The organism is Geojedonia litorea (assembly GCF_042654525.1).
GTDB classification, from domain to species: Bacteria; Bacteroidota; Bacteroidia; order Flavobacteriales; family Flavobacteriaceae; genus Geojedonia; species Geojedonia litorea.
Map to the genome: position 1 here is coordinate 290,758 of NZ_JBHSGP010000005.1, position 17,970 is coordinate 308,727.

Genomic DNA, 17,970 nt, shown 5'->3' on the forward strand with positions numbered 1-17,970 from the left:
ATGACAAAACCTATTGAAGACAAACTTGAGACCATTCCAATTGTTAATCTTGTTGTTCGCATCTTCAAAAGAATAAAACTTCCTGCTTTGGAAGGCCTTTCTCTTTATGATTTGCTGGAACTCTATGTCACAGGTATTGCAAAAGGTGCTTTAACAACTAGAGCAAGCGCCATTGCCTTTAGTTTTTTTACAGCGATATTTCCATTCTTATTGTTTATACTTATAGTTATTCCTTATATCCCTGTAGCGAATTTTCAAGGAGAATTTTTGGCGTTTTTGGAGTCTTTCCTGCCACCTCAAACTTCAGATTTTTTCTTTAAGAATATTTTTGAAAACATAAGTGATAATAATGCACAAGGCGGATTGTTGTCTTCTGTTTTTGTGTTGTCTATTTTATTGATGGCTAATGGAGTAAGTGCTGTGTTTTCTGGTTTTGAAAGCTCTTATCATGAACAACTCACTAGAAATGTCTTTAAACAGTATATATATGCTTTAGGAGTTGCTTTAATTTTAGCATTTTTACTCATATTAACAGTTGCGGTATTTGGTTATTTTGAAATTTATGTGATCGATAATTTGTTCGAAAGTCTTCAGGAAAAAGGATATGCACAAAATAGCTCGAGCATAGTTTGGGTAACTTTAGCAAAATATATGTTTTTCATTATGATGGTGTATTTGGCTACGGCAACTTTATATTATTTCGGAACCAAAGAAGGTAAAGCTTCGAGCTTTTTTTCAATAGGTGCGCTGTTTACGACCTTACTCATTATTCTTACATCGTATCTCTTCGGTATTTATATTGAAAACTTTTCAAAATATAATGAACTTTATGGCTCGATAGGCGCACTTTTAATCCTCTTATTTTATTTGTGGCTAAACTCTAATATTATTCTTTTAGGTTACGAGTTAAATGCTTCATTAAATCGTTTAAAGAAGAGTTTTTAATGTTTTACTTTATTGATGTCATACTGCCCATTCCACTCGAAAAATGTTTCACTTATCAAGTGACTCAAGCCGAGTTTGATTTTTTAAAACCTGGGATGCGTGTCGCAGTACCGTTTGGTAAATCAAAAATTTATACGGCAATTGTGCAGCATTCACACCGAATTGCACCGGAAATTTATGAAGCCAAAGATATCCATCAAATTTTGGATGATGTTCCAATTGTTACTCAAATGCAGTTGCAACATTGGCAATGGATAGCCAGTTATTATATGTGCACTTTGGGAGAAGTTATGCGATCGGCGCTGCCCAGTGCTTTTGTATTAGAAAGCGAGACCATTATTCTTAAAAATAAGGACCTTGTAATTGGTGATGAAACACTTAAAGATGATGAGTTTTTGGTGTACGAAGCCTTACATCATCAATCGTCATTGAAAATACAGGATGTTGCAAATATTTTGGATAAGAAGAATGTGCTCCCAGTCATCAAACGATTGATTGATAAAAACGCTGTTTCTGTAGAAGAAGAAATCTTTGAAAAATACAAGCCTAAATTGGTTAGGTATGTAAAGTTGAGTTCAAAATACAGTTCAGAAGCTGCCCTGAAAGATTTATTGGAAGATTTGAATAGAGCCCCAAAGCAACGCCAGGTGGTAATGACGCTGTTTTCAATATCAGCACAAACCAAAAAGCCTGTAAAAGTAACGGAATTGGTTGAAGAAAGTGATGCGAATACGGCTATTATCAAAGCGTTAATTGATAAAGATGTTTTGGAAGAATACCACATTCAAACCGATAGGATTCTATATGATGGCGATGAAAATGAAGATTCAAAGCGCTTAAATGAACACCAGGATAATACTTTAAAAGATATAAAGGAAACATTTAAAGATCAGAATGTTACCTTGTTACATGGGGTGACTTCTTCAGGTAAAACAGAGATTTATGTAAAACTGATTGAAGATACATTACAAGAAGGAAAGCAAGTATTGTATTTACTCCCTGAAATTGCATTAACGACGCAATTGGTTTCCCGATTACAAATGTATTTTGGAGAAAAAGTAGCAGTGTTCCATTCTAAATATTCATCCCATGAACGTGTGGAAGTATGGAACAATGTACTTTACAATTCGCCAAAAGCACAGATTGTTTTAGGTGCGCGTTCTTCGGTGTTGTTACCATTTCAGAAATTAGGATTAATTATTGTTGATGAGGAACACGAAACTTCCTTTAAACAGTTTGATCCTGCACCAAGATATCATGCACGTGACACTGCTATTGTTTTGGCAAACTTATTTAATGCTAAAACCTTGCTGGGATCTGCTACGCCAAGTTTGGAGAGTTATTATAATGCCAAACAGGGCAAATATGGCTTTGTTGAACTTAATCACAGATTTAACAACGTTTTAATGCCAGATATTGAATTGGTAGATATTCAAGACAAGCATAAACGTAAACGCATGACAGGTCATTTTAGTGATCGTTTGATCGAAGAAATGACCGAAACACTCAAAGAAGGTCATCAAATCATATTATTTCAGAATAGAAGAGGCTTTTCACCAATAGTTGAATGTAATACCTGCGGACATTCGCCACAATGCTCTAATTGTGATGTTAGTCTTACATTTCATCAATTTAAAAATCAATTGCGCTGTCATTATTGCGGTTATCATATGGCTATGCAAACCAAATGTATGGCTTGTAGCAGTTTGGAATTAGATAGTAAAGGTTTTGGAACCGAACAAGTTGAAGAAGAGGTGAAAACCCTATTTCCCGAAGCGAAAGTAGCGCGTATGGATTTGGACACCACACGCGGGAAATACGGTTATGATAAAATCATCAATGCCTTTGAACAAGAAGAGGTTGATATTCTTGTAGGAACGCAAATGCTTACTAAGGGGTTGGATTTTAGAAATGTAAGGTTGGTTGGCATTATGAATGCTGACAATATGCTCAATTTTCCTGATTTTAGAGCACATGAGCGCAGCTTTCAGCTCATGGTTCAAGTATCGGGTAGGGCAGGGCGAACCGATGTTAGAGGGAAGGTTTTGATACAAACGTATAATCCCTATCATCAAATATTGAAACAGGTCTCCACTAATAATTTTATTCAGATGTATGAAGAACAAATGAATGATCGGCATAATTACAAATACCCTCCAATTTACAGGTTAATTAAAATTACTTTTAAGCATAAAGATTTTCAGAAAGTCAATTTAGGGGCCGATTGGTATGCTAAATCCTTACGACAAGTGTTTAAACATAATGTTTTAGGGCCCGAATTCCCACCTATTTCACGAATTCGAAATCAATTTCATAAAAATATTTTGGTTAAAATACCATCTAAACAGTCCTTGTCAAAAACAAAAGAAGCTATTGTTAAAATTAACAATAGCTTCTTGAGTGTTAAAGATTTTAGGTCAGTTAGGGTAGTTTTAAATGTCGATAATTATTGATTAAATGTTATTTAAAGCATCTACTAACTGTGTTTTCTTATTCCTACTTAAAGGAATTTCGTAGGCGCCTACTTCTACGTTTTTACTATTAAATCGGTCAACTTTATCAAGGTTAACTATATACGATTTATGAATTCTTAAAAATTTACCTTCAGGTAATTCGGCTTCAAAAGCTTTCATGGTAGATAATACCACTAAACTGTTCTCTTCAGTAACTAATTTAACATAATCACCTAGAGCTTCGATCCATTTTATATCTTTGATGTAAACTTTACGCTTTTTTAGATTACTTTTGACAAAAATATGTTCACCATCGGTTTCGTCAAAGTCTAGCTTTAATTTATGTTGCTCAAGTGCTTTGTCTACGGCCGTATTAAAACGTTCTCTTGTAATAGGCTTTTGTAAATAATCAGTAGCATCATAATTAAAAGCTTTAAATGCGTATTCTGTTTTACCAGTAACAAAAATAATTTGGGGTTTATTGTTGAGTACATCCAGCAGTTCAAAACCATTTAAAACAGGCATTTCAATATCCAGAAAGATGAGGTCTACTTTATGGGTATTAAGTCCGTTCTTGGTTTCAAGGGCGCTACTGTATTCTGCAATGAGGTTAAGTGAGGCGTGGCTCTCGATTAACTTTACAATTGATAATCGTTGTATTGCGGAATCATCAACTACTACACAGTTTAAAGTCATAACATTATTATATTTTAGGTTAAGATATCGACAATAGTACAAAAAATTCGGATAAAAACCAAAAAACATCGTTAAACTGTGTATTTTAACATAAATTTAACATTTATTATACTACAAATAATTTAATGTAAAAATATTGCTAGAATTGGAATTTATAGCTATTTTTGCACCCATTTTTAATTGTAAATTTATTTTATATGAATCATTATGAAACTGTTTTCATCTTAAATCCCGTTTTATCTGAGACCCAGATAAAGGAAACAGTAGAGAAATACGAAGACTTTCTTGTTTCTAGAGGAGCGAAGATGATAGCCAAAGAAGATTGGGGCCTAAAAAAATTAGCGTATCCAATTCAAAACAAAAAAAGTGGTTTTTATCACTTATTTGAGTACACTGTAGATGGTGAAGTTATCAATCCATTAGAAGTAGAGTTTAGACGTGATGAGCGTTTTATGCGTTACTTAACAGTTAAATTAGACAAGCATGCAGTTGCTTGGGCTGAAAAGAGAAGAACTAGAAACAAACAAAAAGCGTAATTATGTCTTCAATTGAACAACAAGCAAAAGGAAAAAAGGATGGAGAGATCAGATATCTTACTCCATTAAATATTGACACTAATAAAACGAAGAAATATTGTCGTTTTAAAAAATCTGGTATTAAATATATCGATTATAAAGATCCAGATTTCTTATTAAAGTTTGTAAACGAACAAGGTAAGTTGTTACCAAGACGTTTAACAGGAACTTCGTTAAAATACCAAAGAAAAGTATCTGTAGCAGTAAAGAGAGCGCGTCACCTTGCGTTGATGCCATATGTTGCCGATTTATTAAAATAAAATACCAATAACTATGGAACTTATATTAAAACAAGACGTTGAAAATTTAGGATTTAAAGACGATATTGTAACAGTTAAGAACGGTTATGGTAGAAATTTTTTAATTCCTCAAGGGCAAGCTGTAATGGCTACGCCTTCAGCTAAAAAAGTATTAGCAGAAACTTTAAAGCAAAGAGCTTTTAAAGAGAAAAAGATAATTGATGAAGCTCGCAAAACAGCTGAAGCAATTAAAGCTTTAAGTATCAAGATTACTGCTAAGGCAGGAGCTGGTGCAACAGCAGGAGATAAATTATTTGGTTCTATAACCAATATAGATTTAGCAAGTGCTTTAAATAATGAAGGTCACAACATTGAGAAAAAGTATATTGCTATCAATGGTGGGAATATTAAGCGTTTAGGACAATATGAAGCTGTTATCAGACTTCATAGAGAAGTTACAGTGGATTTAACTTTTGAAGTTATAGCTGAAGCTTAATTCTAAATCGTTAATAAAAAATAAAAAGGCCGCTATATTTAGCGGCCTTTTTATTTTATATTTACGCTGCTTTATTGCAAACTAACATAAATTTATTCAAATTAAATCAATACAAATGAAAAAACAATTACTAGTATTACTTTTGATGTTTGGTTCTCTAGTGGTCGCAGCTCAAGTTACGACCTCGAACATTAAAGGACTGATTCTTGATGAATCTGAACAGCCATTACCTGGCGCAAATGTGGTTGCTGTGCATACACCAACAGGAACTAAATACGGTGCCGCAACAAATTTTGACGGACGTTTCAACCTTCTTAATTTAAGGGTTGGAGGTCCTTATACCATAACTATAAGTTATGTAGGTTACAAAGAACAAGTTTTAGAGAATGTTTTTCTTACTTTAGGTAAGACTGAAAACATTGATACTGCTATGGTTCCTGATAGCGAACAACTAGAAACTGTAGTTATTTCAGGTTCTGGTGGTACTGGAACCTTTGGAAGTGATCGTACCGGAGCAGAAACAAGCGTTGGTAGACGAGAGTTAACGAGATTACCTACAATTTCAAGATCTGCTTCAGATTTCACGAGATTAGAACCTACGGCCAGTAATGGATCTTTTGGTGGTAGAAATGACCAGTTCAATAATTTCTCATTAGATGGCGCTATATTCAATAATCCATTTGGATTGGATGCAGCAACTCCCGGAGGTCAAACCGATGCTCAACCTGTGTCATTAGACGCTATCGAGCAAATCCAAGTAACTACTGCACCTTATGATGTAACGCAATCTGGTTTTACAGGAGCTTCTGTAAATGCCGTTACCAAAAGTGGTACCAATGATTTTCATGGAACAGTTTATGGCTTTTACAGAGATGAAAGTTTAACTGGAGGTAAAATAAAAGGAGATAAAATTGTTAAGCCAAAACTTGAACAAACGCAATACGGGTTAAGTATTGGTGGCCCAATTGTTAAAAATAAATTATTCTTTTTTGCCAATTTTGAAAAAGATGATAGAACAGATTTAGGTACTAATGGCTGGGTTCCAAATTCAGGATCAGGTGCTATAAATGAGTCTCGAGTTTTGGAAAGTGATTTGATTATGGTAAGAGATGCATTGTTGGCCGTAGGTTACGACCCAGGGGCCTATGAAGGATTTACACATGCTTCTGAATCTACTAAAGGAATTTTTAAATTAGATTGGAATATTAATGATAACAATCGTTTAGCAGTCATTTATAATTTCTTGAATGCAGCTAAAGAAAAACCAGCTCACCCTACTGCTATTGGTTTTAGAGGCCCAAATGCTTCAACGTTACAGTTTCAAAATTCAGGGTATGAAATCAATAATGAATTAAGATCTGTTCAAATAGAATTAAATTCAACTTTATCTGATAATGCCTCGAATAAATTCCAATTTGGATATACACATTTTAATGACTTTAGAAATCCATTTTCTACTCCAGCACCTTCTATTAATATTTATAAAGATGGTTCTCCTTATATTATTGCTGGTCACGAACCATTCTCTATTCACAATAGATTAGATCAAAAAGTGTTGCAATTTTCAGACAATTTAAATTTTTATCAAGGTGATCACACCTTCACAATTGGATTCGCCTTTGAGAAATTTTCGTTTGATAACTCGTTTAATTTAACCAGCTATGGTTTTGATTTGTTTGGCGGTGTAGATATTAATGATTTTGACGCTACGAGCTATGATTTTAATAGACCACAAGAAGTTTTTGACGCCAATAACACCATGCCAGAAGGTACTCCAGGAGGATGGGCATTGGCTGAAACCAATGTTGGACAATTATCCTTTTATGCCCAAGATGAATGGAATATCTCCGAAAAATTTAAATTAACTTATGGATTACGCTTTGATAAACCATTATTTTTTGACTCTGCCGAAAAAGCACAAAATGTAATAGATCGAGGATTTGTAATCGCTGATCAACCTTACCAAAATCCAAATACAGGAGAAACCGTATTTATAGATAATACGCAAATGCCTACCAATAAATGGCTAATTTCACCAAGAGTTGGATTTAATTACGATGTGAAGGGAGACGATACTTTTCAAATAAGAGGTGGGACAGGTACCTTTACAGGACGTTTTCCATTTGTATGGTTAGGTAATCAAATTGCTGCACCTGACGTGTTCTTTTTGCAAGCCGTTGATCCGAGCTATCAATTCCCACAAGTGTGGAGGACCAATATTGGTGTAGATAAAAAATTAGAAAATGGTCTTATCCTTACTGGAGATGTGTCATATTCTAAAGATCTTAATGGTCCACATGTACAACATTGGGGTTTAACACCTCCTTCAGGGACTTTAAATGGTGTTGATAACAGGCCAATTTATACATCAAATGATCAACTCAATGGCTTTGGATTAGGTGCAGGACCTTTTGTATTTACCAATTCAGATAAAGGTCGAATTTGGAATGTAGCTGTTAAAGCTCAAAAAACATTTGATAATGGACTTTATACCATGTTAGCCTATAGTTATTTGAACTCTAAAGATGTTAATTCTATTGAAGCTGAAATCACCAGCGATGCCTTTGCTGGAAACCCTGTAGTAGGCAATGTTAATAATGATGTTTTAGGCTATTCGAAATATGGAGATACACATCGTTTTATTGGTGTGGCAAGTAAAAAATGGAACTATGGAAATGATAGATGGGGAACAACATTGTCAACATTTTTTGAATATGCTCAAGGAGGAAGATTTAATTATACCTATGGTGGCGATATTAACGGTGATGGCTCAAGCATTAACGATTTAATTTATATTCCAACTTCTAGTGAGATTAGCCAAATGAATTTCTCTGGAGCAGGTCAAGGTGCAGCTTTAGAAGCCTTTATTCAGCAAGATGATTATTTAAATGGCCGTCGCGGTCAGTATGCAGAGCGTTATGGCGCATTGGCACCTTGGAGAGGTAGATGGGATCTTAAATTCTTACAAGATTATAACTTTAAAGTTTCTGAAGATAAGACGAATACTATTCAGTTAAGTATCGATATTTTAAATGTTGGAAACTTATTAAGCTCTGAATGGGGATTGATTCAACAACCTAACAACGTACAGCCTATAGGTGTGACAGTTGATGGTTCTGGTAATCCTACCTATACTTTTAATCCGGATCAGACTGATACCTTTGGTTATGATTCTAGTTTAGCTTCGAGATGGCAAATGCAATTTGGATTGCGTTACATATTCTAATAACTCGTATTTAATTGTTAAATTTGCGCTCTTAATTTTAAGGGCGCATTTTTTTTTGATTAATTATGAAATATTCAAGACTTACTAAAGAACAATTTGAAGAGTTACATAAAGAATTTATTAATTTTTTAGCTACGCAGTCTATTACTGCTGACGAATGGGATCAAATTAAAAAAGAAAAACCTGAAGTTGCAGAACAAGAATTAGATGTTTTTAGTGATTTGGTTTGGGAGGGTGTTTTATCTAAAGTGATGTATTTAGAACATATTTCTGCTCATCAGATTCATTTATTTCATTGCCTTGAAAATGAAATGCGATTAATTGCTCTTAAAGTAAAAAACACATCAATTGATCTCACCACCAATGAAGGCTTTGGTTGGTTTAGAAATAACCTCTTATCAGATGATGTAGAATTCTTCAGTGCCAAAAAGGCTTATACCGATGATAAAGCGCTCGATAAATTTAAATTGATTCAACAAGGCGCAGTAATTACTAAAGGGGATTTGTTTCAATATTTCGAAAAGTTAGTCACTCCATAAACGCTTATTCGTAACGTAGCGATTCAATGGGATCTAGTTTAGCCGCTTTTACAGCCGGTAGCAATCCTGAAATGATGGCAACAATAAACGCTATAGTGAATGCACTAAACATAGCTAACCATGGTATTGCAAACTGAAATTTAGCCGCTGCAGAAACACCTAAACCTATAAGTACACCCAAAATAATACCTAATATTCCACCAAGCTGACCGATGATAATCGCTTCTAAAAAAAATTGAAAGGCTATGGTTTTACGTTTGGCACCCAAAGCTTTTCTAACACCAATCTCCCTTGTACGTTCAGATACAGACACGAATAAAATATTCATAAGTGCTATTGACGAACCAAATATGGTAATAATGCTAATCACCCATGCGGCTATGTATAGATATTGTGTGATAGACCCTATTCTATTTAGGAGGTCATCACTGCGTTCTAGTCCAAAATTATTTTCTTCAACAGGGTTTAAACCTCTAATAGACCTAAACGTTAAAATAGCTTCGTCTTGAGCACTGGCTAGCATATCTTTTTTTTCTGCCTTAACACTCAAATTATAATTAATAAAAGGATTGGTAAATATAGTTCTCGCCTTTTGAATAGGAATTATCACTCTTAAATCTTGATTGTTTCCAAAAGTTGCTCCTTTAGATTTTAAAACACCAATTACTTTAAATTTAGAGCCTCGTACACTTATAGTTTTGTTAATTGGATTGACATCATCTAACAAGGCCTTTTTTAAGTCGCTTCCAATAACACATACGTTCGTGCTATTTTCAATATCAAAATAGTTGAGCTCACGACCTTCATCAACTTCAAGACCAGAGTTTTGAATAAAATGTTCGTTCGCACCAAGCACGCTAACTTCTGGGTCGGTTTTTTTGTTTTCAAATTTAACCTCTGCAGATCTAGTTCCAATAAACGATACTGAAGTCTTGGTAAAAGGAAATTTAAATTGATCCTCAAAATCCTTAACATTTCGGTAGGTAATGATAGGGTTTATTTTCTGACGCTCACGACCACCTTGACGCTGGGAGTTAAACTCATAGCGCTGAATATTAAAGGTATTGGCACCCATTGATGAAAAATCACTGGAAATAGTATTTTCTAAAGCGGAAACCGAGCTTAAAATGGCAACCAAGGCCATTATACCAATGGCAATGATTAAAACGGTTAAAATAGTACGGAGTAACTGGCTTTTTATAGAATCGAATGCAATGCGTATATTTTCTTTAGCTAATGAAAACATTTAACGGTATTAAAATGTTAGTGATAATTTACTATAAGACTATCAAAGCCTAATAAAGTTACTATAATTTTAAAATATCTTAGGCCTGCCTCTAAAAATTATAATATTTTTGTGATGAATTACAATGTAACACTAAATGATCCTCATATGCATGAGGAATAACTATGGCACAAAAACCAAGCATTCCTAAAGGGACACGAGATTTTAATCCGCAAGACGTTGCAAAGCGAAATTATATAGTTAATACTATTAAACAGCAGTTCGAGTTGTTTGGATTTCAACCTATTGAAACACCTAGTTTTGAAAACTCCGAAACCTTAATGGGGAAGTATGGTGACGAAGGTGACCGCTTGATTTTTAAAATTTTAAATTCTGGAGATTTTTTATCTAAAGTAGATGATACTTTGTATTCACAAAAAGATTCTAACAGTTTAGGGTCATCTATTTCAGAAAAAGCACTTCGATATGACTTAACGGTGCCTTTTGCACGGTACGTGGTTCAACATCAAAATGAGATTGAATTTCCTTTTAAACGCTACCAAATTCAACCTGTTTGGCGCGCTGATCGTCCTCAAAAAGGTCGTTTTAGGGAATTTTACCAGTGTGATGCCGATGTTGTTGGAAGTCAGTCACTGTGGCAGGAAGTGGAGTTTGTACAATTGTACGATGCTGTTTTTACAGCACTTAATTTAAAAGGCGTCACTATAAAAATTAATAACAGAAAAATTCTATCAGGTATTGCCGAAGTTATTGGGGCGCAAGACAAGTTGATTGATTTCACTGTAGCACTTGACAAATTAGATAAAATAGGTGAGGAGAAGGTTAAAGCGGAAATGTTAAGTAAAGGTATCACACAAACCGGTATTGATAAATTACAACCTTTGTTTAATCTTTCAGGAAGTTTCGAATCACAAATAGAACAGCTAAAAACTATTTTGGCAGATTCTGGCGAGGGCAAAAAAGGGATTGAAGAATTAAATTTCATAGATAAAACCATTTCCGAATTACAATTAAAAACGGCCACACTCCAACTTGATGTTACTTTAGCACGTGGCTTAAACTACTATACCGGTGCCATTTTTGAAGTATCTGCTCCAAAAGGAGTGGATATGGGTTCTATAGGTGGCGGAGGCCGTTATGATGATCTAACAGGTATTTTTGGGCTTAAAGATGTTAGTGGTGTAGGAATAAGCTTTGGATTGGATAGAATTTATTTGGTTCTTGAGCAATTGTATTTATTTCCAGAAACGGTAACAACTACTGTAAAAGCCTTGTTCATTAATTTTGGTGAATTTGAAGCATTGGGTTGTATGAAAGCTATTAAGCAATTGCGATCTGAAGGCATTAATGTTGAATTGTACCCTGATGCCGCTAAAATGAAAAAACAACTTAATTACGCTAATAAACGTAACATAGATTTTGTGGTTTTGGTTGGTGAAGCCGAATTAAAATCGAACACCTTCACCCTTAAAAATATGGTTACTGGGGAACAAATCAATGTTGTTTTTGAAGATCTGTATAAACTCCTTCAATAAAAAACGTCCTGATTGTTCAGGACGAGGTTTTACTAATTTAAAGTTAAAGGCTTTTATAAGGTCTAAATTTTGTTAGTTACTGCTTCATCTACACTTTGAATTTTTAATGCATAGGTTTCAGAATCTATGGATTTGACTTCTTGTTCTGATTTCATCCATTTTTTGAGAATATACATTTCCGCTTGAATGATATAATATTCAACAGTTAATAAAAACATCTTAAATTCGATTTTAATTTTGAGTAATTCAATTTCCAGGTTCATAAGGTTAAGGTTTTTGGTATTTATAAATACTCAAAACTTTATTCGTTGAGGGCAGCAAGTTCTATAGCTGTTAGGCTAGGGTTGCCATTCATTAAAGAAAGTCGTGTAGAATTCATAAATGGGTTAAATTTAGTTGGGGCTAAAGGTTTGAACAAAAGTGAATAAAAAATCCACGAAATACAAATAAAATCGATAAAGTGTAAAAATTAGACTAATTTCAACTGTTTTATATAGGTTAAAGGCATCAATTTACTTATAATCAATCCCTATAAAACATTTTGTTGCTACTATTTTCAAATAAAAAAGTCCCGGAAAATTTTCCGGGACTGCATTTTAGTTAAGATTAAGATTTAGGGCTAATACTATTTAACTAAAACCTTTTTAGATACTGAACCGCTTACAGTATGTATTTTTAAAACATAAGTGCCAGGGCTTAAGTGTTTTACTTTATATTCAGAAAACTTCTTTTGCTGTGGGATTTTGAATGATTTTATAGATTGACCAAGTATATTCAACAATTCAATAGACTTAATGTTTTCCAATTCAGGATTAAGTAAAACGATACTTTCAGATTCATTAGCATAATATAATGAAACACCATTAAGATCATGTTCATCTACACCTAATGATTCACCTGGTGGGGTTCCATTATTGAACGTAATTTCAAAACGGTTGCTGTGATTTCCAATAGGTAAGTTAATTTCAAAATCTGACGTTCTTAAATTGTGATATAAATTAGTGTGTTTATCATGAATATAAATTTGTGATACATCAGGAATATTCTTTAATTGATCAATTTTTATTCTTGAAATTCCAACTTTACTGGTTTTAATACCGAGTGGCAAAACTTGAGTTGCATCGAAGTTATTTACAGCTTGTATAGTAAATTTGTTACTATTGAATTCCCAAAACATATCTTCTTTGTTATTTTCAATCAATTGGGCTTCATAACCCATATCAAAATCATTAGAGGCGTTTTCATCCATTCCAACTAGCAACTGTCTATGATAGCCTTTAGGAGAATCATACATTAACCATATTTTTGGGCGATGATCTATGTCTTGTTGAGATGTTTTTTGTGCTGAAGATTTAGATTTAGAATCTCCTGATCCATTTGATCTCAAAAATACAGACCCAGTATTCGACCCAGTCGCTCCCTCTGTTTTAAAGATACGCTGACTATTTTTAAACTGAATAGTGCCACCAACAACGGGCTGGGTTAAGCCAACAAGACTAGCATTTAAAACTGCAGATACAAAGAACCCTTGCCCAACAGGTATATAGCGTTCTGGTATTTTGGTACCAACACTACCAGTGGCATTAATTCTGGCATCATTAGCTATCGCGGCTGCACCTCCCATAAGGGTGTATGTTGCATAACCCCCTTCATATTCAGAGAGTGTATGTGATCCTCCACCAAAGTGATCCCAGAAATATAAGGCACCGTTTATTACATTACCACTGGCATTTCTACCGCCATCTAAAGTACCTGTATTATCCAAAATGAATTCATTGGCATCCAATGCCGATGGATATGGATTTCCAACCAAATAATCGTTATTTGCGGCTATCGTAAGGTTAATATTGCCATTATTGGGTTTTCCGTTGATGATATAATTTTGCTTTAGGTTAACGTTTCCACTTGTATTTGCAACACCCTTCATCGTAAATCCTTCACCTGGTAAAATAGAGCCTGTACTTCTAACATGTTGCCATGACGAATAACTGTTAGATCCTGAATTGGCATATTTCCAAATCCAATAATCTGCAATTGAAATAGGAGGTCCAGCAGCTCCATTATAACCAGAAGTTAAAAAGTTAATGGTTGCAGGCGATCCAGGATTTGTGCCATCCTTAAAAACATTAGGAAGAGTATAACTTGTGTTATTAGAAGTTGTACTAATTACTCCCACTGGTGATGACCAATAATTATAAGTATAAAGATCTCTTGTGCCTTGCTGGTCTTTTTCAATACGCCCTTTACTCGTCACATCTAGAACACTTTCAGGACCTTGTACCAATTGTGATTCAGAGTCGAGATCAATAAATCCATCAAGCTTTAAATACCAGCTTACGTTTAATTCAGAATTATTTTGAACTCCAAACTCAATAGGGTTAGAGCCTGCATCCAATTCATTAATTATTAAACCTATATGCTTTTGATTCGCACCGTAATATACACCATCATGTTCAACCTTGACTATAGACCAATCATAAGTCACTGCATCATTTCCATTTACGCCATCGGCAGCTATAGTAACTGCGGTAGCCAAGTCACCGCTTTGCTGCGTTACGAAAGGTAGCGGTGCAGATTGAACACCAATTATTTTTGTGTTATATATTTTAGCACCTGAACCTACATCAATTGTTGGAGTGGTCAAATCGTCTATGATATCATCCTTGTAATTATCCATTCTAAAATACCTTTGTAAATTTGTCCAAGGCAAAGGTGTAATTGTGGTTTCATTAACGAAATCTGTTACATTTCTAGGAATAATGGCACCTCTAGTAATACCTGAATTAGATTCAATTTCTTGATATATCATTTTCTGAAATTCATTGGCAGATAGTGATTTGTTAAACACACGAACTTCATCTAGATAACCTTTAAAATAGTTACTATTGGTATCGGGCTTTCTACCTAAAGTGAAACTTGAAGTATCGGCAGGTAATCCTCCACTAACGGAGGTATTGCTTGAAGCTTCCAATCCATTAATATAGAGTACAAAGCTTCCGTTTTTGTAAGTTGCTCCCACATGAATCCATTGATTTGTTGTTAATGCCGCTCCATTAGTAAGTGAATATCCATTAGCATAAGCCGTAATGCTTTTATCGGAATTAAGTTGAATGTAGAAACCATCTTGTCCGACGATGGTTTGAATTCCTGACGCTGTCGGATCGATTTTTATCCAAGACATCAAAGTTCCTTCACCCCAAGCATTAATTACAGGTAGGTCATCAGCATAATCGTTGCGACCATCAAAATATAAATGCAATTTGCGCTCTAAATCACGAGGAGAGCCAAATTGGGCATCATTAGTGTCAAATAAGTCAACGATTCCATCACCATCAGCATCGTTTGTGTCGTCTATTATACCATCATTATTAGCATCTAGGCTGGCATAAAGAGTTCCAGCAATATCGTAAATTCCATCATTATTTGAATCCAAATCAATATAATCGGGGATACCATCACCATCGGTATCTTTTACATAATAAACGGTTCCTGTAACTGTACCTTGACTATTGTTGCCGTACGCATCAGTAAAGGTATTGGCAACGCTATGAAAATCGTAAATATCCAAAATACCGTCTCCAAAATATTCTGGTATTCCAGTACCATAAACATCTTTTTCACGGAAAGCTTCTGAATCTACTCCATCGCCAACGCCGTCACCATTAATATCACCATCTCCATTTTGAAAATTTGGGTCGCCAGAATTTCCAGCACCAGATTCGTCAACGTCAAAAATACTGTCGTTATCACTATCCAAATCATGGTAATTAGGTACACCATCACCATCAGAATCTAATGGTGTATGACCTTCAGCACTATCATGCATGCCATTTCCATTGGCATCAACCCATGCTACATCCATTTTACCCGTACCATTGCTTAAATGTCCAAGTCCAATTTCAACAATATCTGGTATGCCATCATTGTCGTCGTCTAAATCAAAAATATCAGCAATTCCATCGTTGTCAAAATCACATAAGGTTTGTTTAATTTCAATATCATCTAATGCTAAATCATTTCCTAAACCTCCAGTTTCATTATTGATAAATATTACTTGAAACTCGTTGACACCTAGATTAAGATCAGCAGTAAATTGATACCAATCACCAGCAGCATTTCCGGCTGTAGTAGGCGCAATTGGTCCTGTGGTTATAGAAGCTAAAACATTACCGCTCATATCTTGAAACTCAACACGAATGTCTGGTCGTAATCTAGTGTTAATTCCTGGGGCGTCTGATCTATCTAAATTGATTACCCAAAAACTATAGGTAATAGGTACATTAGGAAGGGCGCCAGTAATATGTGCTGTATAAAAGACACCCGGATCGTAAGAAGCGTTAAACATGGCCATTCTACCGTTGGTATCTCCAGTATGGTCTCCACCAGTATACCAGTAAGCATCAGCCCAACTTGCTACTTCGTTATTTGGTGTTTGATTAATCCCATCACCATTGGCGGCTCTGTGATAAACCGTGTATTCACCATCATTTAAGTCAATAGAGCTTAATGAAGGGCAACTACCTGTATTTGTTCCTACCGTTCCGTTTTCGTAACAGTATGTTGTTGTAGCATCATAAGATGTATTTATAGTTGTTCTATTTCCTGTTCCAAAGGTTTCTTCTAAAAATTTGTAGTTTACAGAATAGGATATTGGTGAATTTCTACAATCAGATTCTTCTACTGAATCTAATATACCATCGTTATCATCATCAATATCAATATTGTCAAAAATACCATCGTTATCACTATCATAAAACAGTTGTACTCCAGTACCTTGAATTACAAAATCATAAGTGCCCTCATTAGAGTCGTCATTGTTGACAGTAACCGTACAGGTTTGTGAACCTACAGAAGCTGTATATGTAATGCTAAATGTGGTAGTACCCCCAGCACTCACTGGAGTACTATATGCAGTTCCTGTAATGGCAAAGTCTGTTGTATTTGATAAGGTAATACTAGAAATGTTTAAGGCACCAGTTCCAGCGGTATTATCGATTGTAAACGTTCTTTGAAGAGTAGTTCCGACACTAATTGAACCGTAGTCTGTACCATCAATATTATCTGGAGTAGTATCACCATCTACTATTTCTGTCAACACCGTACCACCCATGATTTTTATTTCAGGAGCTGGAGTCACGGCAGTACCTCTTATACTAAAATCATAAGGGTTTTCATCACTGTCGTTATTGGCAATACTTAATGTGGCGTTTTTTACACCGGCCGTTGCAGGATTAAACCTAATATTAAATGTTGTACTTCCTGATGCGGCTATGGATGACGATGGGATTACAGTTACCGAAAAATCTGAAGCATTTGCACCTGATATCACTACATAAGGTGATGCTCCAGTTAAATTTAATGCGGCATTTCCTGTATTTTGTATGGTAAAAGTTTTTGTTACCGGAGTTCCTATAAATGTAGAGCCAAAATCGGTATTGTCAGTAGTGGATGGGGTTGTATCGCCATCTACAATTGTAGTAGCGTTGCTTTGAATGTTGATTTCTGGACCTCTAACGGCTCTAATAGTGAAAATCCATTTATTGTCGGCACCATCATTGGTTGCATCGCTTGAAATAGTTACTGTAGAGGTATAAGTGCCTGCTGTTAATGTGTTTAGGGTTATTGTAAAAGGTACGTTTGCATCATTTTTTTTGAATCCAACAGGTGTAGGATTACTTGTTATTGAAAAATTTGTAGTATTTGACAGGATGATTGATGAAACGTTTAAGGTTGGATTCCCACTTGATGCAACATTATCAATTTCAAATATTCTTGAAGTTGTATTGCCAAAATCGGTAAAATCTGCTGTTTGAGGGGTTGTGTCATTATCCGGAATAGAAATGCCATTACCTAAAATAGCTATTTCCTGTGCGGAAAGATTTAGACTTGCCAACAGGGTGAATCCCAAGCATACGACATACTTCTTAAGAGCTGTAGTCCTCATAAGCGGTTAAATATAGATTGAGGGCAATCTTGTTAATAATAGCAGAGCAAACATAAAACAAATATCTATGAAATGC

12 protein-coding genes are annotated in these 17,970 nt (G+C 34.9%); 8 read left to right on the forward strand and 4 right to left on the reverse strand.

All coding sequences use genetic code 11. From position 1 onward, the window contains the following. Both ACFO5O_RS03305 and priA read left to right on the forward strand, forming a co-directional pair. On the forward strand, positions 1–945 hold the full coding sequence (locus tag ACFO5O_RS03305) for a YihY/virulence factor BrkB family protein (RefSeq protein ID WP_387960936.1): 945 nt from the start codon (positions 1–3) through the stop codon (positions 943–945). Continuing rightward, entirely contained in the window at positions 945–3,398 is a 2,454-nt protein-coding gene (gene priA, locus ACFO5O_RS03310; RefSeq protein ID WP_387960938.1) for a replication restart helicase PriA, read from the forward strand. Before ACFO5O_RS03305 ends, priA begins: the two co-directional genes overlap by 1 nt. Here priA and ACFO5O_RS03315 read toward each other — a convergent pair whose 3' ends face one another. Then, positions 3,399–4,094, reverse strand: a complete 696-nt coding sequence (locus tag ACFO5O_RS03315) for a LytR/AlgR family response regulator transcription factor (RefSeq protein WP_119030662.1) — start codon at positions 4,092–4,094, stop codon at positions 3,399–3,401. A 197-nt stretch (positions 4,095–4,291) separates the two neighbouring features. Here ACFO5O_RS03315 and rpsF point away from each other — a divergent pair, with 197 nt between their 5' ends. The 5 genes from rpsF (at position 4,292) to ACFO5O_RS03340 (ending at position 9,169) form a co-directional block, all read left to right on the forward strand. Further along, positions 4,292–4,630: a 30S ribosomal protein S6 gene (gene rpsF / locus ACFO5O_RS03320; RefSeq protein ID WP_387960940.1), complete on the forward strand. Its 339-nt coding sequence runs from the start codon at positions 4,292–4,294 to the stop codon at positions 4,628–4,630. Positions 4,631–4,632: 2 nt separating this feature from the next. Beyond that, entirely contained in the window at positions 4,633–4,929 is a 297-nt protein-coding gene (rpsR, locus tag ACFO5O_RS03325) for a 30S ribosomal protein S18 (RefSeq protein WP_387960942.1), read from the forward strand. 13 nt (positions 4,930–4,942) lie between these two features. Continuing rightward, positions 4,943–5,404: a 50S ribosomal protein L9 gene (gene rplI / locus ACFO5O_RS03330; RefSeq protein WP_387960944.1), complete on the forward strand. Its 462-nt coding sequence runs from the start codon at positions 4,943–4,945 to the stop codon at positions 5,402–5,404. 115 nt (positions 5,405–5,519) lie between these two features. Beyond that, positions 5,520–8,630: a TonB-dependent receptor gene (locus ACFO5O_RS03335; protein ID WP_387960946.1), complete on the forward strand. Its 3,111-nt coding sequence runs from the start codon at positions 5,520–5,522 to the stop codon at positions 8,628–8,630. A 65-nt stretch (positions 8,631–8,695) separates the two neighbouring features. Then, a complete protein-coding gene (locus ACFO5O_RS03340; protein WP_387960947.1) occupies positions 8,696–9,169 on the forward strand; it encodes a DUF6495 family protein in 474 nt (157 codons plus the stop codon). 4 nt (positions 9,170–9,173) lie between these two features. Here ACFO5O_RS03340 and ACFO5O_RS03345 read toward each other — a convergent pair whose 3' ends face one another. Next, positions 9,174–10,415, reverse strand: coding sequence for an ABC transporter permease (locus ACFO5O_RS03345; RefSeq protein WP_387960949.1), 1,242 nt, complete (start codon positions 10,413–10,415; stop codon positions 9,174–9,176). Positions 10,416–10,579: 164 nt separating this feature from the next. Here ACFO5O_RS03345 and hisS point away from each other — a divergent pair, with 164 nt between their 5' ends. After that, positions 10,580–11,950 carry a histidine--tRNA ligase gene (gene hisS / locus ACFO5O_RS03350; protein ID WP_387960951.1) on the forward strand — a complete coding sequence of 457 codons (1,371 nt, stop codon included), beginning with the start codon at positions 10,580–10,582 and terminating at the stop codon, positions 11,948–11,950. A gap of 62 nt (positions 11,951–12,012) precedes the next feature. On the opposite strand, the gene ACFO5O_RS03355 is transcribed toward hisS, so the two are convergent. Next, positions 12,013–12,213 (reverse strand): hypothetical protein, encoded by a 201-nt coding sequence (locus ACFO5O_RS03355; protein ID WP_387960952.1) that lies wholly within the window; start codon positions 12,211–12,213, stop codon positions 12,013–12,015. Positions 12,214–12,575: 362 nt separating this feature from the next. Beyond that, the gene (locus ACFO5O_RS03360; protein WP_387960954.1) at positions 12,576–17,894 is read right to left on the reverse strand and encodes a choice-of-anchor D domain-containing protein; all 5,319 of its coding nucleotides are present in this window, start codon (positions 17,892–17,894) and stop codon (positions 12,576–12,578) included. Positions 17,895–17,970: the final 76 nt, after the last annotated feature.